Consider the following 24,569-nt stretch of genomic DNA (forward strand, 5'->3'; position numbering starts at 1 on the left):
CTTTTAAAATTTTAAATTAACACCTAATGTGAACACTTGCGCTTGTGGATAGGTAAAGAAATCTGTACCAATAACAGAGTTATCATCACCTCTATAATTCACTTCTGGATCTAAACCAGAATAATTAGTAAACGTGAATAAGTTTTGCGCACTTAAATACACACGGAAACTTGAAAACATCGTTTTTTCCATGACACTTTTATCTAGTGTATAACCTATCGTTACGTTTTTAACTCTTAAATATGAACCATCTTCTATAAAGCGAGATGATACACGTTTGTTTTGTGCTGAAGCAACAGGATCTGTTGTAGCTCTAGGAATATCAGTAATATCTCCGGGTTGTTGCCAACGCCTTGTAATATCTGCCACTTGATTATCTCCACCTTGCAATGATTCTAAGAATAATCTAGAACCATTAAACACATCGTTTCCGTACGATCCTTGTAAAAATATGGTCGCATCAAAACCTTTATAGGTGAAGTTATTAGTTATACCATAAATAAAATCTGGATGTGGGTTACCAACAATGGTTCTGTCTGCCGAAGTAATCTCACCATCAAAATTAGTATCTGCATAAACGATATCTCCAGTTGAAGGGTCTACTCCTAAAGATTTGTAACTATAGAAAATACCGATTGGTTGTCCTTCCATAATTCTATTACCACCACGACCGATATCATCGATTGGCTGATCGTTATAAAGTTCTAATACTTTATTTCTATTACCCGAAATATTGAATTGTGTACTCCATGTAAAATTCTCTTTAATAAAGTTTCGAGTTTCAATAGACAGTTCGATACCTTTATTTTCAACTTTACCAACATTTTCTGTTATTGAAGAAAATCCTGAGCTTGAAGGCAATGGTCTACTTAATAATAAATCATTAGTCTGTTTGTTGTAGTAATCGGCTGTTAATGTAATTCTGTCTTCAAACAAACCTACATTAATACCAATATTTAACTGTGCTGTACTTTCCCATTTTAAATCTGGATTAGGAATATTGCTTGGGTAAATTGCTGGCTGACCATCATAAGACGTATTTCCATAAAGTTCTGAAAACAAAAATGGACTAATATCATCGTTTCCTGTTAAACCATAACTCACTCTAAACTTCAAATCTGAAACAATGTCTTGATCTTGGAAAAAATCTTCTTGAATAGCTCTCCATGCCACAGAAGCTGCTGGAAAAAATCCGGTTCTATTATTCTCACCAAATTTTGTAGAGGTATCAAAACGGCCTGTAACCGAGGCTATATATTTATCATCGAAGTTATAATTAAGTCGTCCTAAATACGATCTTATACCTTCGTCTGAAGCATTAGCCGAAGCAGAAACAATAGTTGCAGCAGAACTGATATACTCTAAATTATCATCTGCAAAATCTTGACCTCTTATAAAAGATGATCTGTATTGATATTTTTCAAATGTGTAACCTACTAAAGCTTCAACTTTATGTTTATTAAATTTCTTTTTATACTTTAAAAGATTATTCGATACAATGTTTGAGACATTAGAATAGGCTTCAAAACCTAAACCATTATATCTTGCTCCTTGAACGGTTTGTGTGGATTCATAAGAATGTTCTCTAAAATTTAAGAAATCAACTCCCCATTTTGTACTAAAGCTTAAATCTTCAATAATTTGCCAATCTAAATAGGCATTAGAATTGGTTCGGTATGAAAAATTTTCACTGATAGCTTCGTTAGCAATTGATAGCGCATTAGAATAAGGTCCACTCTGATTGTAAGAACCATCTTCGTTATAAACCGAAAAAATAGCAGGTGTAGAAATACCGTTAGGTAATGGACCATGTAAGGTCTGATCACTTTCAACACGATTTGTTTTAGCATGAGTTAAACCTATACTTGTTCCTATTTTAACTTTATCAGATAATTGATGATCTACGTTAACACGCGCATTCATTCTTTGGTAATCTGTTCCTATTAAAATCCCTTCTTGCTCTAAAAATGTACCACTAATAAAGAACTGTGTTTTTTCTGAACCTCCTCTTGCAGAAGCTTCATAACTGTTTATAGAAGCCGTTCTAAAAATAACGTCTTGCCAATCTGTATCAACCGTATTATTTGCTATATCCTCTGGTGTAAAAACAGTTGTACCCGCCAAATCGTTTCTGTATTCCATCCATTCTTTAGCGTTCAACATGTCTAATTTATTCCAAGCTTGTTGCACACCAGAATAGACATTAACACTCACTACCGATTTTTGTTCCTTACCACGTTTTGTTGTAATTAACACAATTCCGTTAGACCCTCTTGCTCCATAAATAGCTGTTGCAGAAGCATCTTTTAATACACTTATAGACTCAATATCACTTGGATTTAAATCTGAAAGCGCACTAGCTCCTTGACCAGAAAAACTTAATTGACCAAAATCACCCGAAGTTACCGGAATGCCATCAATAATATAAAGTGGTTGATTAGAGCCGCTAATAGAACTCAATCCTCTAATTCTCACTGACATTTCGCCACCAGGTGTTCCCGAATTTTGTTGTACTTGTACACCTGCAGCCTGACCTTGAAGAAGTCCATCTACAGAAGGCACTGGTAAATCGCTAACCTGACTCGATTTAATGGACGTTACCGCATCACTTAATAATGATTTTTGCTCTGTTCCGTAACCGATAATTACAATTTCCTCTAAGGCAGAACTATCTGCTAACATCTTAACTTCTATATTAAAAGTACTAGTAACATCAATTTCTTGTGTTGCAAAACCGATATATGAAATCAAAATAAATTTAGTATCGTCTGCAACCGTTATACTAAAATTACCATCAAAATCTGTAGCCACACCAACATTTGTCCCTTTCGCTTGAACTGTTGCTCCAACTAACGGACCTCCTATATCATCTAAAACTGTACCTGTAATAGTTTTAGTTTGTTGGTTGGTTTTTAAGTTATTTTCCTGATTTTGATTATTAGGACTTTCTTTAATAATTACTTGCCTATCGTTTACTTTATAAGTAAGATTGGTACCTTTTAATGCAGAATCTAAAATGGCAGTGACAGATGCGTTCTTCACATTTAAAGTGACGTTATATTTTAGAACATTGTCTTTGTAAAAAAATATAAATTCACTTTTACTCTGTATGTCTTTAAATAATTCCTCTAGCGTAACGTTGTTGACGTTTACATCTATTTTTGTCTGTGCAGTTGTTGTATTCGCAAAAGCAGAACTCAGACCAATGGTTATTAATAGTAGAAAGACTCTCATAATATTTACCAGATAATAGCTTAAAGATTTTACACTTCGTGAAGCGTAAAGGTTCTCGTTTTTATTCATAATTTTGTTTTAGTGGTTAATATTGCTGTTTAATGCGGTTGTATTAATTTGTTAGCTAGAGGATGTTGGCGCATCTTCTAGTTTTTTTGGTTCGGTTTTTATTTCAAATGATTCGTTTTAGTTAGTTAATAATTAGTTTTTTGTTGGTGGTTAATTCATAATCGAATTGAGAAGATTCTGCTTCTTTTATAATTTGCATTACATGTTCTAAATCTTGACTCACATCTAAATGGCCTGAAAAAGAATGATCTGCTAAATCGTTATCAGTGATAGAAATTTCAACATTGTAATAGCGCGATAATTTTTTCATTATCGTTTTTAAAGCATCATTTTTAAAGATAAAAACACCATCTCTCCAAGAAAAATAAGATTCTACGTCTACTGTTTTGGTATTGATTTCTTTGTCTTCTTTATGGTATGTCGCTAATGTATTTGGTGTGATTTTTAATTCACTTTGAGAAGACATCAAATTGTTATTCTTATAATGAAGATTTATACTTCCACTTTGAAGCACCGTAAAAACGGCATCGTCATCTGCGTAGTTACTCACGTTGAAAATCGTTCCTAAAACTTCAACATCTTGGTCTTTTGATTTTACAATAAACGGTTGATTCTTGTTATGCGTTACATCAAAAATAGCTTCACCTTCGAGATACACTTCTCTATTGCCTGTTAAAAATGTGGCAGGAAATATTAATTTTGAACCCGAATTTATCCAAACCTTGGTACCATCAGATAAGACAATTTCTGAGCGTTTTCCGTAAGGCACAATTAACGTATTGAAGACTATCTCTTTTGATTCTTCAAGATTTTGGTTTACAGATTTTGAATTTCCGATAGCAACACTTTCACCATTATTAGAATAGGTGATTCCTGAATTTTCTTCTGTAATTTCAATGTTTTTAGTAGCGCTTAATATGAGTTTTACTTCATTGGTTTGATAATCCGCTTTTGAAGAATTTACAAAAGTTTCTATTGGCGAATCATTTTGATTTTTATAATTAAAGAATCCAACAGAAAGCAACAGTACTACTGATGCTGCTGCAAATCCAAGTGCATATTTCTTAATACGTTTTTTTTGAGCGTAGGCATATACAGAATTTTCTATTCTACGTTTTAATTTTGATCTTTCTTTAGTTGAAAGTTCATTGAAATTAATGTTATTCGACTTCTCTTCTTTCATTAGTTTATTTAACTTTATTTGAGGCAGATGTCGTTTTAGCGTAATCACATAGACACCCTTACCTTAATAAGAAAGGAACAGACGTTTTATAGACAAAAAAATAAAGTTTTTTAATAAAAAATGGACAGCAACATAAAGAATACCGCCACCATACTCTTTCTCAGAGCTTTAATGGCTCTATAAATAATAGTTCTAGACGTTTGAATTGAGACATTCATAATCTCAGCAATTTCTTCATATTCTCGTTCTTCTGTAAATCTTAAAAATAAACCGCGTCGTTGTTTTTTGCTTAATGAATTTATAGCCATAGTTAAAACATAGGTACGTTCGGTATTGAACTCGGTAGTGATTATGTCGTGTTCAATAGAGTTTGAATATGTATTGGTTTGCACATCCTCGTTTAAAACATAAGTTTGGGTTGAGCGTGTTTTTTTAGCTGTATTTAGAATTTGATTTTTTAGAGACCGAAACAAATAATACTTAACTTGATCTGTATTTGCTAAGCTTTTTCTGTATTTATATAGATTCAAAAACACATCGTGGATATGATCCATAACCGTTGTTTTATCTACACAAAACTGCATACCATAACTAAACAGTTCTTCGATGTGTACATCATACAATTTTCCTAAAGCCTCAATATTGCCATCTTTGAGCTTGGCCCATAAAACAAGATCAGTATTCGTTTTTGACTTCAAGATTGTGTAAACTACTTTAAGTTAGAAATGTGTATGCTCTTCAAAATTATTAAGTCTTTGTTGTAAAGCAAGATTTTAATTAAAATTCTGAAAAGCCAATATATACTTATTAAAAAACAAATTGACATGATTAACCATTAAAGCTATTTAGTTTTAAATAAACACTGCTCAATAAAACCATTCCAATATGTGAATTAGATAATTATAAAAGTAATTAAAATTAAAAAAATCCATAAAAAAAATCCAAATGCATTACTACAAACGTATATAGCAACGATGTACGAAGATTAATCAATAAAAGATATTGATAATTCAGCTAAATTACTATTTTCGTATATTAACATAAATTAACACTAAAACCAATAAAATGAAAAAAGTTGTATTAAGTTTAGCACTAGTTGCTGTATTAGGATTATCATTTACATCTTGTAGAGAAACTAAAGCAGAAAATACTGAAGACGCAATTGAAGACGCAATGGATGATGCTGGTGATGCATTGGATGATGCTGGTGACGCGATAGAAGACACTATGGATGACGCTGGTGACGCAATGGAAGATACTATTGATGATGCTGGTGAAGCTATGGACGACGCTGAAACTACTGCAGGTGACGCAATGGATGATGCTAAAGAAGGTGCAAATGACATGGCTAATGATGTAAAAGATGCTGCTAACAATACAGTTGAAGGCGCAAAAAAAGCAGGTACTGATGCAGTAGATTCAGCTAAAAAAGCTGGTAACGATGCTGCAACCAAAGCGGCAGATAAAGTTAAAGGTTTATAAGACCTTACTCCCTAAAAATAAAAAGAGCTTGATTTTTATCAAGCTTTTTTTTATGCCTTATTTTAAAATTTAGTTTGAGATGACTCACTTAATTTTAACTCGCTCGGCACGACAATAGTTTGCATTTTTAAAGATTCATCTTTAATATTATCAATCAATAATTTTGTAGACATCTCGCCAATTTTATGCGCTTTTTGATGAATGATTGAGATTTTTGGACTCGATAATAATTGGGTATGTTCGTAACCAAAACCAACAACTGATAAATCTTTAGGGATTTCTTTACCTAACTTCTTAGCCATATTAATCGCGACAATTCCTGTGACGTGATCGATGGATAGAATAGCATCAATTGATGTATTCTGTTTTAAGTAATCATATATTTTATTTTCAACATCTGTATCAATTGCATTATCTAATTTTAAAATATGAAGTTCTAAATTATGATCTTCTAAAGCCTTTGTATAGCCACTTATTCTAAGCTGACCAACACTAAGCTCTTCAATATTACTTACCAGAAGAATATTTTTACGTTGTTCGTTGACGATTAAATGCTCAGTAGCTTCGTAAACAGATTGAAAATCATCTACTATTACTTTATTACATTCAATATCATCAACTACTCTATCAAACATTAATACAGGTAATTTGCTTTTTATAGCAGACTTTATATGATCTGTTTGTTCTTTTACTTGACTCTCTCTTGCTACTGCTATTATAAATCCATCAACACTACCATTTGCTAAAAGATCTAAACTTCGTTTTTCTTTATGTAGAGTTTCGTTAGATAAACAGACAATAATATCGTAATCATTATTAGTTGCTGTTTTTTCAATACCGTGTAATACTTCGGCAAAGAATGGATTGGTAACCGTCGGAAGAATGACACCAATAATTTTAGTTTTATTAGTTTTTAGCTGCTGTGCTATTCTATTGGGTCTATAGTTTAGTTTAGTGGCAAGCTCTTTAACTCGTATTCTTGTGTTTTCACTAATTTCATGACTATCATTTAACGCTTTTGAAACGGTTGAGACTGAAATATTTAAAAGGGCAGCTAATTCTTTGAGTGTCGTCATTATTTTAATCTTTTATATAATCGAGAAAGAGCGTATAATATACGCTCTTTATAATTCTTATTAAAAAATATTTAAACTAGTTTTTAACAAGTTTTATTTATTTGAGAGCCATTTTTAGTAGATTTTAGAGCTAAACAAATAGCCTTATTGCCATCACTAGTATTAATTATCTTTTTATCTGAATTAGGGGGTGTTGCCATATGCTTATTCAAAATGATAATTACGTCTGCAGTATTACTGATTTATAGTTTATTTTTAAATTCTAACTTGAGTTAATAGAATTAAAATATACATTAACAAACATAGTATCTGATTGAATTAAAACTTTAACTCTTGTTAAAAAAAAATCCTAAGCTTAATGTTTAAAATAAGAAGCGATTAAATGAATTTTAACTCATCTAATCGCTCCTAAATTAAGCGTTAATTTAATGAAAGTTATCTATCAGCAACCTTCCTAAAAATAATGAGATTATTTTTTAATTAACTTAATTGTTTTAATTCCATTGTTAGAAATAATCTTAGCAATATAAATTCCTTTGATTAAACCAGAAGCATCAATTGACACATTAGTTGAATTTGGAGTCATAGAAACAACTTGCTTTCCTAATACATCAAACACCTGCACTGAACTAATGCTCTGATTAGTAGTTTGAATATTCCAAACTGAATTTGTTGGATTTGGATATACACTCACATTTTCTAATTCAAATTCGTTAGTACTTAACGTTGGTGCTCTATAAACATATAAGTTGTCATACCATACCTTACTTGGAAGATTAGAGGTGATACCAAATTCCTTAAAACCAGTAAAAGTGGTTAAATCTAAAGGGATATCAATTGACATCCAGCTACCAGCCACTAAAGCAGGAGAAGAACCAGCATTTAAATTAATTTCGAATGCTGCACCACCTGGCTGATTTACTAATTTCAAATTAAAAACAGAAGAAACTAAATCAGTACCAGCTTCTATGTAAACATCAACATGTAAATTAGTCCCAGCAGCAGCATTAAAAGTACTAGCATCAACAGCTGTATCTAATACTATTCCTTGACAAGCATTATTTAAGTATTTTTGAGTTGGATTACCAAAAATCATAACTTCTTCAACAGAAGAAAATCCACACCAACCTGCATCAAAAGTACTAGCAACGTCAGTGTAAGCGTCGCTATACAAAGAAATAACATCCCACGGATTTCTAGCTATTGGATCTGTTGCCGCTGAAGGAGGACCTTCAAAAGTAAATGAAACTGTATAGGTTTCTGTAATCAATCCATTTTGTGAAACAACTACAACACTCGCATTACCTGGAAGTGCAGTAGCTTGATTTATAGTTACAGATGTCGCTGTTGCATCTGTTGAAGTCGCCGCAGTAATTTGAGGAATATCTGTTATACCTGGAGATAAACCATAATTGTAATTAAAAACACCCGAACTAAAACCATTAATTGTTGAAGCATCAATTTGTAAATCGCTTAAAGTAGCATCTGATCCAGGTATTGTTGGATTTTTCCAAAAATATAAGTTATCTACATAAATACCATCAGAAGACCCATTACCATTATCAAATTTAAACTGAATAGCGTTTGATAAGTCTCCAGTGATTCCTGAGACAGGAATATCTACACTTGTCCACGTACCTGATCCTGCATTTGTTATTCCATGAGCAATTTCTGCTCCCGAACTAATTACAAACACATTAGGATTAAAGGTACCATCTATCCAAATATCAACATGCAAAAACTCCATAGATGAGATATTTTGAACGCTTCCGAACTGAACTCCTTGATAATTAAAATTTGGATAACCTAAAACTAAGTTTCCAGTACCTGGGTCAAAAGCAGTATTTGCTACACCAAAACCAGATTGACTCCAGTTTGGATTAAAATCCGTACCCATTACATTAGCATATTCATCACTAAAGATTGAAATCACATCGACTGCGTCTCTCGTTGATGGTGTTGCCGCATTATCTGCCGGCCCTTGCGAGTAACCTAATACTACTGATAGCATCAAGAAAAGAAAAGTAACTTTTTTCATAATTGTTGTTTTTATTTAGTTAATTGTTATTTATAAATATAGAGTTTGATAAATTTAGTTAAGATTTAATACATTATAGGTAATTCTACCACAACAAAAAACATACACTTAAAACATTGATGGCTACCAATACATTAAAACTAATTGAGCTCAATGGCATAAAGGGTTTTCAAAGTTTTTACAAATTACTGCAACAGCATAAGATCTTCCTTAGTAGCGGTAATGTTGTGTTGGTAAAATGCTGAATATCTGACTTTAATCTTTTATTTTTTATTTTTATTCCAAATCCTCCGAAAAGCTCCTACATCTCCTTCTCCTCAAACTTTCCGTGACTCATCAAAAGATGCTGACGCTAAAAAATTTTCTTCTCTTTTAGACATAATACTATATGGTTAAAATACGTTACCTGTACTTTAATTTTTCGTCCTTACTCCATATTCCCCAACGTGCTCCCAATTCTCCTTCAACCCGCACTTTCCAAGATTCATCAAACGATGAAAAATGAAACAATTCTACTCCTTCTTTATGGGACCAATCTTGAGTTTGTATGAAATATTTCATGGCATTAATTTGAGAGGGGTGAGCATCGTCATTTGCTGCTCCTTGACTCGGCCAACCTGTTTCTGTTATAATTATGCGTTTCCCTTTGGCGAAATGTTTTGTAATCGCATGCATTTCTCGTAAATACTGTAAAGAATCATCAATACTAAAACCTTCCCAAAACGGATAACAATTAGCAAGTATAACATCCGTTGCAGCGACTAAATTTGGACGCTTATGATATTCGAAATAGGTATCTACATATCCAACAGGAATATCCATGTCCGATAAAGCTTGTTTCACTCTATTAATGTAAACGATTAAGGCGTCTTCAGAAACATCTCCACGTAACAATACTTCGTTCCCAACAGCTGCGATATCAACAAAACCAGCTTTAGCCAATTTTATCAAGGTTTCAATTTCTCTCTCATTTCTAACTTCATCGTCACTTATCCATGCACCAACAATAGATTTCAATCCTTTTTCGTGAGCTATTTCCGGTATCAGTTCATTTCCTTCTGTACAAGAAAATGAACGAATCCATTTTGTATAAGGTGAAATAATATTCATACGTCTACGAATTTGAGACTCTGTTAGTATATCATCTATATCTTGACCTTCAGCATAAGGACTAAAACATAAACCGTGAAGTTTCGCATTTAATTTTTCTCGAAAAAGCATTTGTGCTTGCTCAACACTTTTATTAGTAAAGTCAATTTCTTTGTAATCCTCTAATTTAATATCGCTATTAATTACTGAAAGTAGATTACCTACCCCATATGCCGAAGACTGTTGTCTTGATTTCTTTTTGGCTTTACGATTTTGTAATTCAGCACTAATTTCCATAGCGCGTGCTTCCGTAAGATCATAGCCTCTCATTACATACATCGCAATTGCAGTTCCTAATATTGGAAAAGCCGAAAAGAAAAACCTAAGTCCTGTAACGGCTCCTTCTGGTTGAGTTGCTGCATCTGGAGTAAAATCTACAGCCCACATAATTAGAGCACTTAAACCTCCTGCAATGGCAAAACCAAATTTTACCATCCACCAATAAATGGCTCCAAAAATGCCTTCGCGACGCTGACCAAAGTTTAATTCATCTAAATCACAAACATCAGCAGTCATAGACATCATAAGTGTAAAAAGACCCCCGATACCAAATGAGAAAAATGGTAATGCGAATAAAAACATATAGGGTTTCCCTGGAATGAACAAAAACCACAACATTATGTAACCTATTATTGAGATTCCTTGAGACACCAAGAACGCTTGTTTCTTGCCTATTTTTTTAGACATTCGTTCTACAATAGGGATTACAACGAACGTTGTAACCAAAGCACCTACACTTCCAAATAAGGTCGGCCAAATCCAAGCTGCACCGGCATCACCATTAAAGAGGTAATAAACAATTATAAAAAATGAAAATGCAGCAACAGTATTAAAGGCATTAAAAACTAAAAACGTAGCAATACATAACTTTCTAAATGGTTCTAATTTAAAAGCTTCTTGAAATCCTTTGAGTATTTTCTTTAAACTTCCTCCTACACCTCTTAGATTTAGTGGTTCTAGATTATCATCATTTAAAGTAGATTTATCTTTTATAAAAATCGCAGGAACCATAGCTAAAATAGAACAAACTATAGCAACCCAAATGGCTAATGTTCTTGTAGCGACATCACCAGACTCAAACCAAGATGGATCGTACATAATGACCCATAACCATGGCGCTAAAACCCAAGCCCATTGTCCAATCCATTGTGCAACAGCCATAATATTGGTACGCTCATGGAAATCATCACTCATCTCGTAACCCATAGCTACATAGGGTACGCTAAAAATTGTTAAGCCTAAATAAAATACTAAAGACCAAATTAAGTAATACCAAAAGTTATAATCTAATGTATCCTCTCTATGAAGTTGCCACATTAAGGCAAATGAAATTCCCATGATTATGGCTCCAAGAAATACATAATGACGTCTTCTTCCCCATTTAGACCTTGTATTATCAGAAATATACCCCATAATTGGATCTGTAATAGAATCAAAAATACGAGGTAGAAAATATAAAATTCCCCACATCCACGTCGGAAATCCTAGATCTTTCACTAGTACCACCATAAATATTCCTAAAGCAGCAGGAAACATTTGATTTGCTAACATACCTAATCCAAAGGCAATTTTTTTTCCCATTGGTACTTTACTTGCTGTTTTAGACATAGTAGCGGTTTTAAATTAGTTAAGTAATTATATAGTTTTTAAAATTGTGGTATTAGAACAGTTTGAATGGCTTGGGCATTAATTTTAATAGTTACAAGCTTATCATTAAGGTTTAAAGCGAAGTTCTTTTCGGTACTACCTTCGTTGAAAAGCACTACAGCTATTGACCCATCAGGGTTTTGCGCCGCAGTAATCATTAATTCTGTATCAGGATTTTCTACTCCGATTACTTGTGCTTCTGGTCTAATATATTTGCTAAAATGTGCCATAGTATAATATAAGGGTGTAAAATAAACCTCATCGTTATCTGGGTCTACAATTACTGGTGCAACACACCAATTTTCAAACCAATTTGGTCCGCCTTGTTTATCGAGTACCATATTCCAATCTATCCAACCGTCAACCCAATTATTAAGACAACCTATGATATCTCTTGCATATCTATGTACAGGCGCATATTTAGTATGTAAATGTTTATCCTCTGCAGATGCCCAATCCCAACCCCAATCAGTTGCTTCTTTTCTCCAATACCAAGCGTCATCTTGCCATTTAGGAATTTCAGAATCTACACAGCCCTCAGTTTCAATTAAATATTTATTGGGTGCTTTATTATGTGCATATTGTAATTCTTCTGGAAAATAATCATAAGTGCTCTCATACCAATGCACAGCTAATCCTGCAAAATATTTTGAAGAAGCCTCGTCTTTATACATTTCATCAACCCATTCTTTTATGCCTTTTCTGTTCTGATCATATCCCAAAATATTGATGCTACCGTATCCATTAGCTTCTAATTTTGGTCCTAAATGGTTTTGAACAAAATCGGTTTCTTCTTCTGGCGTAAAGTGCATACTTTCCCAGTTAGTACCATTGCCATGAGGTTCATTAACGGGCGTTAATCCCCAAATATCAATACCTTCAGCTTTATAAGCATCTAGATATTTTGAAAAATATAGAGCGAATACATCGTAATATTTTGGCAATAATTTCCCTCCAACGTAGTCCTGATTGTCTTTCATCCAAGGTGGTGACGACCAAGGCGAAGAAATTATTTTAAATCCATCTTTTGAAATTGCTTGGGCATCTTTAATCAGCGGTATCAAGTCATCTCTATCATCATCAATATTGAAACTCTTTAATTCCATATCATCTGCCTCAGGTGCATAGGTGTAATTACTTAAAGAAAAGTCACAAGACGCAATATGAGTTCTTGTCAGTGAGTACCGCGCTCCATCTTCACCGAAATAAGCTTCAATAATAGTATCTCTATTTTTTTTACTCAATCTATTAAGTAAATAAGCCGTGGACTCCGTAAAAGAGCCTCCAAAACCTGTTATGGTCTGAAACTTTTTCTCAGGTAAGATCTTTATAACTGAAGCTGTATCAATTGAAGATAACTCAGTAATCTTGGTTAATGAATTTCCACTTGCCGAAGTTTCATAAATTTCAACTTTCAAATCTTTATTTTCCTTTTTCTCAGAAGTACAACTCATTACTGTAAGTATTAAGACTGCCAATATTGAATATTTTGGTATTTTCATATCGTATACTTTTTTGATTGTATCATTATTCTATGGTGTTTATATTGTCTTAAATATTTTATAAAAATATCACCTAGATAGTGTTAATTAAACAGTCCTCACTTAGACTCGTCTATTTCTTTAAGAATTTGTTAGGCAAAAAACTTTTAAAAATAAAGCAAGTAAAATAACTTTTACATGGTTAGGATATTTCTATTTTGGATATTCTGTATTTGGCACTAAAACATCTTTCATCAAGGTTTCAATATTACCATCATATGTTTTCGTAATCGGTTTTCCGTCTCTCGTTAAATCTTTGAACGCTTCTTTATCTACCAAATTCCATAGAGGATATTTAGCTTCACTTTTTAAGTTAATTAATCCAAAATGATTTTCAGAACCTAAGGGATTTTGACCATCTTTCCATTGCTCATCAAAAGCTTCGAAATAGAAACATGCAATTTTATTAGTATTAGTCCACTCTCGTAAATGGTTGTAATAAAGTCCTTGTTTATACTCGTCTGTTGCTCTTGATCCTGCTTTTCCATAATGACCATCTGAGATAGAAGCCCAACCTGTTTCTCCAATATGAATGGGTTTATTAACCCCAATACTTTTCATATAATTTGCTACACTATCATATTGTCTTTTAGCGAAATCTACAGCTCGTAACATGGCTGCATCAACTTTTTCTTTATCTGATAAATTTTCTTCTTGCTCTGGCACCTTCCAAAAATCCGAATTGTAATGCGATTGGTGATATGGATAGGTATGCATAGAGATAAAATCGACCGCATTTGCTATTTTTTCTAAATCTTCTGTATGATAAATTGGATCACCTCCTCCCCAAGATGAAAAATCATCTGAACTTGTGATCCATAAATCTGCTGGTAAATCTTCTGTTTTTTTCAAATCTTGCAGATGGGTTACCCATTTTAAAATAATACATGGTTGCACATAATAACTTGTTGCCCATTTTACCATCGCTTCATTTCCAACCGCTAAAATCTTTACGATGTCTGGATATTGTTTTGCGAGTGCAACAGCCGTATCTACTTCTAAAGAATTTCGTTCACTTTCTTGGCTATGATCTGGTTCACCCGCTTCCCAATTAAAAGCGTTTTTACAATCAATCCAAATACCAAGCATAACATACATCTCAAAAGTAGCATCTTCCTTTTTTAGTTCGTCTATTGCTTTTAGCAGATTTGCAGCTTGATCGAAATGAACATTATACGTTCTAAGCACTTTTACTCCCATAACATTGAGGATTTTCATATCCTCTTTTAGCTCTAGAATTGTAGGCTGAACATCTCTATTCGTTTCCCTATAGCCACCGTAAGAAATTGCTAAATAGTCTGGATTACCTAATATATCTTTAGCAGTCATTTCTTTCATCATTTGATTTACAACACTTTTATCTTTTTTATTTTCATTGCAAGACATTATAAATACGGCTACAAATACACCAAGCACGATTAATTTTAATTTCATTGTCTTACATTTTTATTTTAAATAACCTGAACTAATATGTGCTATAATTTTAGTCACCTCACCTGTTCGCATAAAAATTTTAGCGCTCGTTGCGGGATCAATTTTTAAACTCTCAAATATTTTGATACTTCCATCTTTTAAAGAAATTTCTAGACTATCTTTTTCCGAAATCTGATAAACAATAGGTACTTGGCAATACGTAAATCCTAATGATCCTTTGACCATTTCAATCGTTTTCTTCTCTTTAAAAACATCGGTATAGTTGAAGCTAGTGGCTTCATTAAAGAATTCTCTTTTTCTTAACAGACATGGATTAAAAATCAACTTTCCTTCAGAAACAAAAATTCCTAACTCTCCAAAGCGACTTAAAACATCTTCTTTTACTTGGCCTGTCATCCCTGGTTGTTGTGCTCCTTTACCACCTGGTGTATGTGAGTAAGGATCGGTTGGGAATGCACCATATAATTCTGGTGATTTATGTACCCCTATACCTGCATTTATTTCGTAAAAATGCTCTAATAACCTACTTACTAAAACATCACTTTCACCATCATTAACAGCCTTAATACACGATTCTTGCACTGCTAATAACAATTTAGAAACCATATGCCAATATATAGACCCTAATCCTTCGTACCCATAAAATGTACCTGATCTACCTGTAAATGCTTTGTGATTAAATACAGCTTCAAAAGCTTGTAACACTTTTGATGTATCTGATTGTACAAGTGACTTATATTTTGTTTCAGAAAGTTTTTCTAATGCTGAAGTAACATCACTAGCATTTTTAAAGTTGCCATTAAAATGATACTCACCATTTACATCCTTTTCGAGGATTTGAACATTACCATCCTTTACTAATGCTTGCATTAATTGAGAGGAATGTACGTGGTCTTTAGAAATTGTATTTCGATCTAAAAACCCTTTGAGTTCTTTATTTGGGTATAGTATATAACTGTACTGATCTTCTCTAAAAAGTTTACTTTGTTTTAGGCCATCTAAGACCTCTAATGTTTCTTTAGTATTTAAATATCCTGAACTTAAAACAGCAACCTGACCTTCTAGCATTTCGCTTAAATATGAAATAGAAACAGAATCATCATTTACAGTGACTAAATTGTAGGCGTGATATAAGTTATCTGAGCGTTTGTTAGCTCTGATAGAATGCTCTAAAAAAGATTTACTAATGCTAACAAAATCTTTTAATCTACTAATTGAAAGTGTTGATTTTCTACCCGAAAATGCGTGTTCGTAGATACGTGTTCTAAACTCACTACCTGCTTTTCCTAGGTTATCTAATATTATTTTTTTATCTGAATCATTAATTGATGCAGACAATAAATTTTTATTGTTTTCAAAAGTTTCTAACACACTATTAAAGAAATCAAAGATCTCATTTGAGATTTCTACCTCATCAATAGTAGTTGAACCTAACAATTCCTCAAAGAAATTGAAAAAACGTCTCAAATAATAAAGCGTAACCATGGATACTCCATTACCAACTAAGGCATTGTTTGCATCATTCCATTCTGGACGTTGTGTATTCATCCAAATACCACCTTCAGGAATGAAATTAGACAATTTTGCTAATGAAGTTGCTAAGATTTTTTCGACAAAATTTGCCTTTATAATAAATCTATTCTCATCTCTAAGTAAGGCACCATCTGCTCCTAATTGCTCGCGTTCTTCGTTAATTTTATGATCTAATACGTCATCGAAAACAATGGTGTCTTTAGGGTTTTTTAGTAAGTCTTTATACGGCTTTATTTTATAAGGCACATTTGCGTAAACAAATAAGTCTTTTTTAAAGAAACTGTCTAATTTCCCTGGTTGATGATTTTGGATAAACTCTAAGAACTTAAGCAAGTAAATAATTTGATGATCTCCCCAATAGCCAATATAAGACCATGGATCATCTGGTTCTATTGTTTCCCAATCAAATCCGCCTTTTGTTACTCTGTAAGGATTGTAGCCATCAAAGGTTGTTGCGTTTAAGAATTTATGAATCATACTTTCAATAAACTGAGGATAAGAATGCGCCAAGGCTTCCCAATTTTGAAATATATCTCTCCAGTTTCCTTCGTAATCTAAAATCTTAGAACCATCAATTTCGCTTTTAGTGTTAATAGAGAATTTATTCCAAGGTCGACTTGGATCTCCATGACGACGACTAAATTTTAACGGCATATATTCTAAACAAAGACGTCTAAAGTTTTTATCGTCACTATTATATGCTATTTTTTTTATTTCTTCTAATGAAAATACCTCTGGAAGTTTTGCCAAAATAGACTCTGATGTTCGTGCTACTTTCTTATTGGCATTTTCTAGATAATTACTAAAATCCCACTTTTCGATTTTATAATTATCGTCAAAAATACCACCACGCATTATATTAAATAACGTATTGGCAAAATGACGTGTATCTCTTAAGCTATCTCCTGTTACTTGAATGGCATCTGAAGCTGCACTTAACTCAATAAGGTTTTCAGTTCCTTTATTTATATCTTCATTAACCTTTATGGCTAATGATTTATCATCTCTTATTTGTTTAGATAATAAAGCGATATCTGAATGATTTTTATTGACATCTGTAATAAACATCCATTCCTTTGATGCTTCTGAAGTCAACTCAATTTGTGTAGAAATAAAATAAGCTCCTTTTTCTGCTTTTACGTCAACTTCTTCATTTACAGCTTTACCTAATCTAAAGTTATTCAGTTGTAAAGATGACACTAAATGTTTTGGATGCTCTAGACCTAAAGACCAAACAACATTTGCTTTTAATGCTTCACTGGCTTCAGCCTTATCAACCAAAATTGCACTAAGTGCATAGATTCCAAGCCCTGAAGATTTCTCTAATTCATTTCGCTTGTAAGCATCAACTAAATTACTCGATTGATTTTGAATAAAACTACCTATACCAGCAGGCACAATATTCTGAATACCATCTATAAGAGTAACATTCACAGATTCTTTTGAAGAATTAATTAATGTAGACTTCTTTACAAAACCATATGTATTACTAGAATTCCATTGATATCTAAATGTTAATTCTAAATCGTGATTAATTTCTTCGAAAATCACCGTATTCCCAAATCTATTTTTATAAAGATTTTGAGTTATTTTATAGCCTCCTAATGGTCTTATAGATAATGGTTCCCAAATAAATTCTTCGTTATTTTTACGAACTTGAAAAATTGATTTGTTGCCGGTAATATCAGCAGATTCTGTTATTTTATCGTCTGTATAGTATGGAAATAAGGCAAACTCAGAATTTTTACGTCCTGCTGATAATCCGCCGTTACTAGAAATAAACATCCAATGGTTAGAATCGCTTACAATACTCATAAAAAACGGACGCATTTGGTTACTATTTCTAATTTTGAAATAGGTCTCGTTCTCTATTGTAACTTGTTCTAATTTTACGTCTCTATTTAGTACTGTGTTCTTCAAAGTATAAGTCTAGTTAATTTTAGTAATTTTCTTCGGTTATGTAAAAGACCGAGATGAACTCTCGGTCCTCAATAAAATTTGTATTAATTATTCTGCTGAATAAACTCTTACGTAGTCTACTAACATTTCTTGAGGGAATACTGTAGATGCATTTGGTGACCCTACATAAGATCCTCCTACAGCAACATTCATAATGATATAAAAGTCATCATTGAATACCCATTCTCCTGGAACATCTGCTGGTGTAATTTGATTATAAAGCACATCATCTACATAATAATTGATATAATTCTCTCCCCATTCAACACCAAAAACATGAAAACCAGTATCAAAACGATCATTCTCTAATTCATAGGGCTTAGATATTGCTGTCCCACCAGAATACCCTGGTCCATGCACCGCACCACCAACTATAGTTGGTTCTTGTCCGCGATTTTCCATAATATCAATTTCACCAATTTGTGGCCAAACCTCTGTACCATTACTATCATCACCTAACAACCAAAACGCTGGCCAAATGCCTTGTCCCCAAGGTAATTGTATTCTAGCTTCAAAACGTCCGTGTTTCTGTTCGAATTTACCTCTAGTTAATACTCTAGCCGAAGTATAGTTAGAGCCTTCAAAAGATTCTTGACGCACTGTAAATTTAAGCATGCCATCTTCTACTATAATATTCTCTGAACGATCTGTGTAATATTGTAATTCATTATTTCCCCAACCATTTTGACCTGTACCAATATCGTAACCCCAAACTGCTGGGTCTGGTGTACCTGGCAAATCAAATTCGTCTGCCATAGTTAAATTAGTAAAATTTGTTACCGTCTGAGTTTCATCTGTTGAACAACTCAAAAACGTAACTAGTATAACAGCTGTAAATAAACTTACGGCTACTGATATTTTATTCTTTATTGATGATTCCATGTTAATTCTTTTTTGAATATTTTTAATTTCTAATTTTAATTATGGAAATAGATATTATCTATATAAATGTCACCATTTCCATCAAATTTTAATTGAATAATATCTGCAAGATCTACAGGATTGAAATCCGCTAATGGAATTTCTAAACTTGTCCAACCCGTAGCACTTGGCACAGTTAGTGCCTTAGCTTTTTCTATAGGACCTGAACTAATTAAAAAAGCATTAAGTGCTGTAGAATTTGCTGTGAAATAATCGATATGTAGATGCGTCATACCAGATACATCTTGAGCCGAACCTAATAGAATTCCTTGGTAATCTAAACCTGAGTATTTTAACGCATTATTACCTTCAATAGCTTCTTCTGTAACTGCTGTTCCCTGGCCCCAGTCTGGATTTAAATTTGTACCTGCTACATTAGCATAGGCATCACTAAAAATTGAAATCACATTTGCCGCAGGAACAGTTGGAGTTGGAGCAGCGTCAGTTGGTTCTGCTGATATTTCATAGAAATAAATATTATCTACATAGACATCTGTAATTGTTGCATCAGAAATGAACACTACTTGAGCCAAATTAGATCTACTCGTTAACCCTGGAAAGTCTGAAATTGGAACATCAATACTCACCCAGCTATTAGAAACCAAAGTGGTGTTAGTTAAGGTTAATTCGTCATCAGAATCATCAGTACCTCCAAACGCATTGTCAGCTCCAATATCCTGAAGTTTAACCTGTAAAAAGTCGCCTGGATCGATATCGCCTTGTACCTGAATATCTATGTGGAAATGTGTCATTTGAGAAACATCAATAGTGGGTACATCTACGGCAAATTGAATTCCAACAAAGTTCAGTTCAGAATATTTGATAATGTTATCTCCATTAATTTGAATATCATTCTGACCTTGAGTCGTTTGAAACGGCGCCCAATACCCATTATAGTAATCTACAGGTTCATTTGTATAAGCATCACTAAAAATTGAAATTACAGAGCTAGCCTCTACTGTAGGTACAGGAGCCGGATTAAAATCGCCCAATGATGTAATATTTAATGAGCCCTCTGCATCTATTCCGTCTAACGTAGCCGTAATTACTGCTTCTCCACCACCTACAATGTCAACGATACCTAATTCACTAACTGTTGCAACACTTGTATTTGAAGATGTAAAAGCAAAATAATTTGGAGATATCGTAACCTCTTGATTAACCCCAGAAGCCAAATTTAATGTTTGAGTAAGACCCGTTAATGCAATTGTAGCGCCACTAAAGGTTTCTTCTATCACATTGCTTCCGTTTAAAATAGCAGGTCTTGGATGTGCGATGTTTCCTAAGTTTTCAAACTTAATTTCATCTAACCAAATGACATAACCAGAACCTCCTGTGGCCTGCGTACCTGCAGCATACCAAAACAGACCTCGCTCTTCTGTTAATTTAGAAGCATCTGGGATAGGAATAGTAAATTTTGACCAATTAGTACCAACACTTAGATTACTAGCATTGACTTGAAATTTATTATCTAAGAAATCTTGACCAAAACCAACGGCATCTATACTAACGCCACGCGATGCTTTTGCCCAAAATGTCAAGGCATCATAACCCGATAAATCTCTACCTGATCCATCAACTCTTAATATAGCACCAGCATAATTACCCGCTGGATCATCTGAATTTGGCACATCGATACGATAAGAAGCTGAACTTTCATAACCTACTTCTGTATCGACAGAGAAAGCATCTAATTTTGACCCACCAAAAGGAAAGTAAAAATCACTTCCCATAGATACGAAGTCATCTGTAAATATGTCTCCTACTTTTGCGAAAGTTGCTGGTATTGCATCATCCGTAAGATCTCTTTCACATCCTAAAGCTAGGACTAAAACCATCCCTAAAACGAATGTTCTCTTAATTTGAATTAAACTTGTATTTTTCATTTTTCGCTTTTTTATTTTCCAATATTAATATGTACATAGGTTCTAATCTCCCATTCAGATCCATCAGGAAATCCAACAGCACTTATAGGTGCTACTTCAAATTCGGATGCTGCTAAAGGAGAGTACCTTGGTGAGTTAGCATCAAGTGAACGCCATGTTCCTCTTATCCCAATCACTGTGCTTGGTAATATAAACCAATCTGGTTTTCCTAAAGAGGTTGACACATCTAACATCAACTGTACTGGATACGTTAAGTTGAAATCTCTATGATAGTCAAAAGGTCCCCAATCATTTATTTTAACATGTGTCTCAACTTTCATTTTGTTGTAAATCAGTCTTACATCACCACCAAATCTTTTTATTAATCTATCACTATCACCGTTTGCCTGGCCATTACCATAATAGAAATTTCCAATAACCCCTAAGTCTGGATTTAACTTGGATACCATTCTTGTGCTTACCTCCCACAAATCTTCTGCTGGTGCAGATGTAGGGAAAGCAAAGAATTGGCGATTGGCTAGGAAACCAATATGCGCATCTTGCTGTGTAGGAAGATGACGGTAAACAAAACCAAGGTTCATCGCAAATTTGGCGTCTTCAGTGCGGTCGTTATCCCATTCATACATCCAAGTTCCAGGAGTTGGATCGAACGTAATTAACATTTCTCCTGCTGTTGTCTCCCTATTATTTCTAACCGCAAATGGGTCTTCAATTACATTTCTTAATCTACCAGGCGCATCCACATCACTTGGCATTGCGTCTACTAAAGGCTTTTGCCACAAGAAGTTTGGTGCAATTTGAAAATCACCAACAGTATATGTAAATCCTGCAAGAACATTAGATTGGTTTCCGCTTCCATTATCTTTTAATTTCCAACCTGTAAATGTTTGCGTTTGATCTGCTCCGGCATTAGCAACTAATCCCATAACGGCAGCTTGAGCATAGGCATTTATTTTACCTTCTTGATATGTGATTTTGGCTTTTCCTCCCCAATTATCTTTACTTGTAACTTTATCTTCATAAACGGTGTAATTTCCAGGACCACCCGTTACATCTTGGAATGAACTTCCGTTAAGTGGACTACCTGCCCAAATAGCTCCTGCGGTAAGTCCAAATTTTCCTAATTTTCTTTCTACAGCAATGGTTGCTCTTTCCGTTGGCCATGCTGGGATAATACCACTACGAACTTGATTTGCATCTAATATACGTTGGCCATTTTCATCAAACCTAAGCTCTGTTTGAAGATCTCTATGGTAAACACCTGTCATATCCCATTTTCCAACTTTACGACTGTATTTAAGCAATGCGGTTGGGTTTGCTCCCCACCAAAGTTGAGGTCCAAAAGCAGCTTTTAAACCACTTAGATCACCTTTTCCATCTATTTCTAATCCTAAAATTTCGCCACCGTAGATATCTAAATTAGGACCGTAATTAGCTTCGGGATATAGATTAAAAATATCTCCTTCATATGCCCAATGATAATGCCCTGTCCGATAGAATCCTCTTAAATCAAAATCCTTAGCATTCCATTCAAATTCTGCATCATAAACATTAACTCTATTAATATCCGTAAGTGTGACTTCTCCATCATCAGAATCAACATTGACTGCTCTTGATCTGTTTTCATAGAAAATTTCGTCAATTGGATTTCCTGCAATATTACCAACCACGTTAAAATTAACATTAGCTCTCATATTTGAAGCCGGCTTACCTTCAATTCCAACGAAATAAGACTCCATATGATCGAAGCCTAGTTGGTTTGGAAATGCATCTGAATCCTCATCTACATTGTTTGGTGTAGTAATTAAACTTCCCCCGGTATTAAATGTTGAGAATTCTGCAGTAAGTCTACTAATTCTTATTTTTTGAGAATCGTTACCTCCTAATAATGCTTTATCTCCTCGTGCCCTTAAAACACCATCCATTAAATTAATATTAGAAAAATAGTTTGATAAAAAATCACCCGTCATGTCTTCGTCATAAGGATTAACTTGATGTGCCTCTTTTAAAGAATAGTATGCAGAACGTGGGTATAAGGTATATAATCCTCTTTCGTTTGTAGGACCTTTTGCACATATACCAAACCACTCTTCATTCATATTATTATTTCCGTCTTTCATATCTAAATAATAACCTCCATTTACCCACGACGCTCCAGTATCATGAACATCTAAATTTTTTGTTTGTCCTAGTTTCCACCAGCCATCACTAAATTGAAAAGTAAAACCACCTATTGCATTGCCTGCCTTACCCAATCCTGCAGCATTTTGGTAAATTTCTTTCCAGTTTTCTACAACAAAAAATGCTTGCATTTTTTGATCTTCTTCATTGTCGACAGCATTAAAGGCATCTGATCCAAACTCTGTGAATAAGATTGGCATGTTAAGTTCCTTTTAACCCTTTCAAAAGCATCACCAAATGACTTGCCGCGATACATATTTGTACCGTAGATATCGACATCTTTACACTCTTCTGCTATTATCTCTGAAAACAATAAATCACCGTTACAGATTGCAATTGGGTGAGATGAATCGATTGACTTCATTTTAATGGCTGCATCGTTCATTAGCTTGTACATTGGACGTCCACGTTTCTCACCAACTTCTCTTCTCTGTTCTTCTTCATCCGGAAAATCTTCCGTTTCAGATCCTGCCCAAAATAATCCGTAATTATTTTCATTTCCTAATAAAAATAATAGTAGCCCAGGAGTGTCTTTGTAGGTTTCGGCTAATTCAGTGATTTCATCCATTAATATATTCTGAGTTGCTTTGTCTCTGTAATCCGTAACCGCAACCCAGCTCCCATTAATAGTTAAACCATAACGGCCAAATGAATGATTAAGCATGGTATAAATACCATAGTTCTCATAAATATAGGTTATCCATTTAGGTTGTATACCTGTGTACTGCCTAATAGCATTTACACCCATATTCTTTAATAACGACATTTCAGCATCTAGCGCTGCCTTAATAACATCGTCTGATTGCTTCCATAAACTGTAGTTAAAATTTGTACCTATTGGTACATAACCCCAATTCATACCATTAATCATAAAATCTTCACCATCAACTATTAGTTTCATTCCTTCGGCATTATTTAATACCTCAACATTATTAGATTGACTAAAGATTGGAATTGCTAGTAGTAAGAATATTAACTTAAGAAAGCGTTTTCTCATAATACAGTTTTTAGAGCGTTAATTATTAGCTTATGATAATAACCAAATTATCATTTTGTTAAATTTAAGTCGAAAGATTATTAAATTCTCTAAAAAAGACTATACAAAATATATACGCGTTAAAAAAAAGTGGTGTATTCTCTTAAAGTCTCACATAAAAGCCGCTTATACCAAGTATTTAGTTAATTATTCATTCCTTAATAAAAATGAAGAAATACACGCGTAAATTGATTTTGTAT

Annotated in this window: 14 protein-coding genes; 1 reads left to right on the forward strand and 13 read right to left on the reverse strand. The window is 33.6% G+C overall.

Annotation, left to right across the window (positions count from 1 at the left end):
- Positions 1 to 3: 3 nt before the first annotated feature.
- The 3 genes from ADIWIN_RS15345 to ADIWIN_RS15355 all read right to left on the reverse strand — a co-directional run bounded on the left by ADIWIN_RS15345 (position 4) and on the right by ADIWIN_RS15355 (position 5,184).
- Positions 4 to 3,303, reverse strand: a complete 3,300-nt coding sequence (locus ADIWIN_RS15345) for a TonB-dependent receptor (protein WP_020895535.1) — start codon at positions 3,301 to 3,303, stop codon at positions 4 to 6.
- 121 nt (positions 3,304 to 3,424) lie between these two features.
- Positions 3,425 to 4,486: a FecR family protein gene (locus ADIWIN_RS15350; RefSeq protein WP_020895536.1), complete on the reverse strand. Its 1,062-nt coding sequence runs from the start codon at positions 4,484 to 4,486 to the stop codon at positions 3,425 to 3,427.
- A gap of 110 nt (positions 4,487 to 4,596) precedes the next feature.
- The gene (locus tag ADIWIN_RS15355; protein ID WP_020895537.1) at positions 4,597 to 5,184 is read right to left on the reverse strand and encodes an RNA polymerase sigma factor; all 588 of its coding nucleotides are present in this window, start codon (positions 5,182 to 5,184) and stop codon (positions 4,597 to 4,599) included.
- 367 nt (positions 5,185 to 5,551) lie between these two features.
- Between ADIWIN_RS15355 and ADIWIN_RS15360 the strand changes: the two genes are divergently transcribed.
- On the forward strand, positions 5,552 to 5,968 hold the full coding sequence (locus ADIWIN_RS15360; RefSeq protein WP_020895538.1) for a hypothetical protein: 417 nt from the start codon (positions 5,552 to 5,554) through the stop codon (positions 5,966 to 5,968).
- A gap of 62 nt (positions 5,969 to 6,030) precedes the next feature.
- Here ADIWIN_RS15360 and ADIWIN_RS15365 read toward each other — a convergent pair whose 3' ends face one another.
- From ADIWIN_RS15365 to ADIWIN_RS21510, 10 genes are all read right to left on the reverse strand, one after another.
- Positions 6,031 to 7,044 (reverse strand): LacI family DNA-binding transcriptional regulator, encoded by a 1,014-nt coding sequence (locus ADIWIN_RS15365; RefSeq protein ID WP_020895539.1) that lies wholly within the window; start codon positions 7,042 to 7,044, stop codon positions 6,031 to 6,033.
- Between the two features lie 469 nt (positions 7,045 to 7,513).
- Complete coding sequence (locus ADIWIN_RS15370) at positions 7,514 to 9,082, reverse strand: T9SS type A sorting domain-containing protein (RefSeq protein ID WP_020895541.1); 1,569 nt, start codon at positions 9,080 to 9,082, stop codon at positions 7,514 to 7,516.
- Between the two features lie 402 nt (positions 9,083 to 9,484).
- On the reverse strand, positions 9,485 to 11,839 hold the full coding sequence (locus ADIWIN_RS15375; protein ID WP_020895542.1) for an MFS transporter: 2,355 nt from the start codon (positions 11,837 to 11,839) through the stop codon (positions 9,485 to 9,487).
- A gap of 38 nt (positions 11,840 to 11,877) precedes the next feature.
- Positions 11,878 to 13,380: a glycoside hydrolase family 30 protein gene (locus tag ADIWIN_RS15380; RefSeq protein ID WP_020895543.1), complete on the reverse strand. Its 1,503-nt coding sequence runs from the start codon at positions 13,378 to 13,380 to the stop codon at positions 11,878 to 11,880.
- Positions 13,381 to 13,572: 192 nt separating this feature from the next.
- The gene (locus ADIWIN_RS15385; RefSeq protein WP_020895544.1) at positions 13,573 to 14,853 is read right to left on the reverse strand and encodes a glycosyl hydrolase family 17 protein; all 1,281 of its coding nucleotides are present in this window, start codon (positions 14,851 to 14,853) and stop codon (positions 13,573 to 13,575) included.
- A 12-nt stretch (positions 14,854 to 14,865) separates the two neighbouring features.
- A complete protein-coding gene (locus ADIWIN_RS15390) occupies positions 14,866 to 18,306 on the reverse strand; it encodes a 1,3-beta-D-glucan phosphorylase, GH149 family (protein WP_020895545.1) in 3,441 nt (1,146 codons plus the stop codon).
- Between the two features lie 87 nt (positions 18,307 to 18,393).
- Positions 18,394 to 19,227: a glycoside hydrolase family 16 protein gene (locus tag ADIWIN_RS15395; protein ID WP_040757590.1), complete on the reverse strand. Its 834-nt coding sequence runs from the start codon at positions 19,225 to 19,227 to the stop codon at positions 18,394 to 18,396.
- 35 nt (positions 19,228 to 19,262) lie between these two features.
- Positions 19,263 to 21,152: an Ig-like domain-containing protein gene (locus tag ADIWIN_RS15400; protein WP_020895547.1), complete on the reverse strand. Its 1,890-nt coding sequence runs from the start codon at positions 21,150 to 21,152 to the stop codon at positions 19,263 to 19,265.
- Positions 21,153 to 21,163: 11 nt separating this feature from the next.
- The gene (locus ADIWIN_RS15405) at positions 21,164 to 23,533 is read right to left on the reverse strand and encodes a hypothetical protein (RefSeq protein ID WP_235047132.1); all 2,370 of its coding nucleotides are present in this window, start codon (positions 23,531 to 23,533) and stop codon (positions 21,164 to 21,166) included.
- On the reverse strand, positions 23,443 to 24,330 hold the full coding sequence (locus ADIWIN_RS21510; RefSeq protein ID WP_020895549.1) for a glycoside hydrolase family 5 protein: 888 nt from the start codon (positions 24,328 to 24,330) through the stop codon (positions 23,443 to 23,445). Before ADIWIN_RS21510 ends, ADIWIN_RS15405 begins: the two co-directional genes overlap by 91 nt.
- Positions 24,331 to 24,569: the final 239 nt, after the last annotated feature.

The organism is Winogradskyella psychrotolerans RS-3, assembly GCF_000427335.1.
In the GTDB taxonomy this organism is placed as follows: domain Bacteria; phylum Bacteroidota; class Bacteroidia; order Flavobacteriales; family Flavobacteriaceae; genus Winogradskyella; species Winogradskyella psychrotolerans.

Excerpts from the sequence above, each read along its gene's own strand:
- ADIWIN_RS15345 (WP_020895535.1), bottom strand. The coding sequence starts at position 3,303 with ATGAATAAAAACGAGAACCTTTACGCTTCACGAAGTGTAAAATCTTTA.
- ADIWIN_RS15350 (WP_020895536.1), bottom strand. The coding sequence starts at position 4,486 with ATGAAAGAAGAGAAGTCGAATAACATTAATTTCAATGAACTTTCAACT.
- ADIWIN_RS15360 (WP_020895538.1), top strand. The coding sequence starts at position 5,552 with ATGAAAAAAGTTGTATTAAGTTTAGCACTAGTTGCTGTATTAGGATTA.
- ADIWIN_RS15365 (WP_020895539.1), bottom strand. The coding sequence starts at position 7,044 with ATGACGACACTCAAAGAATTAGCTGCCCTTTTAAATATTTCAGTCTCA.
- ADIWIN_RS15370 (WP_020895541.1), bottom strand. The coding sequence starts at position 9,082 with ATGAAAAAAGTTACTTTTCTTTTCTTGATGCTATCAGTAGTATTAGGT.
- ADIWIN_RS15375 (WP_020895542.1), bottom strand. The coding sequence starts at position 11,839 with ATGTCTAAAACAGCAAGTAAAGTACCAATGGGAAAAAAAATTGCCTTT.
- ADIWIN_RS15380 (WP_020895543.1), bottom strand. The coding sequence starts at position 13,380 with ATGAAAATACCAAAATATTCAATATTGGCAGTCTTAATACTTACAGTA.
- ADIWIN_RS15385 (WP_020895544.1), bottom strand. The coding sequence starts at position 14,853 with ATGAAATTAAAATTAATCGTGCTTGGTGTATTTGTAGCCGTATTTATA.
- ADIWIN_RS15395 (WP_040757590.1), bottom strand. The coding sequence starts at position 19,227 with ATGGAATCATCAATAAAGAATAAAATATCAGTAGCCGTAAGTTTATTT.
- ADIWIN_RS15400 (WP_020895547.1), bottom strand. The coding sequence starts at position 21,152 with ATGAAAAATACAAGTTTAATTCAAATTAAGAGAACATTCGTTTTAGGG.
- ADIWIN_RS15405 (WP_235047132.1), bottom strand. The coding sequence starts at position 23,533 with ATGCCAATCTTATTCACAGAGTTTGGATCAGATGCCTTTAATGCTGTC.
- ADIWIN_RS21510 (WP_020895549.1), bottom strand. The coding sequence starts at position 24,330 with ATGAGAAAACGCTTTCTTAAGTTAATATTCTTACTACTAGCAATTCCA.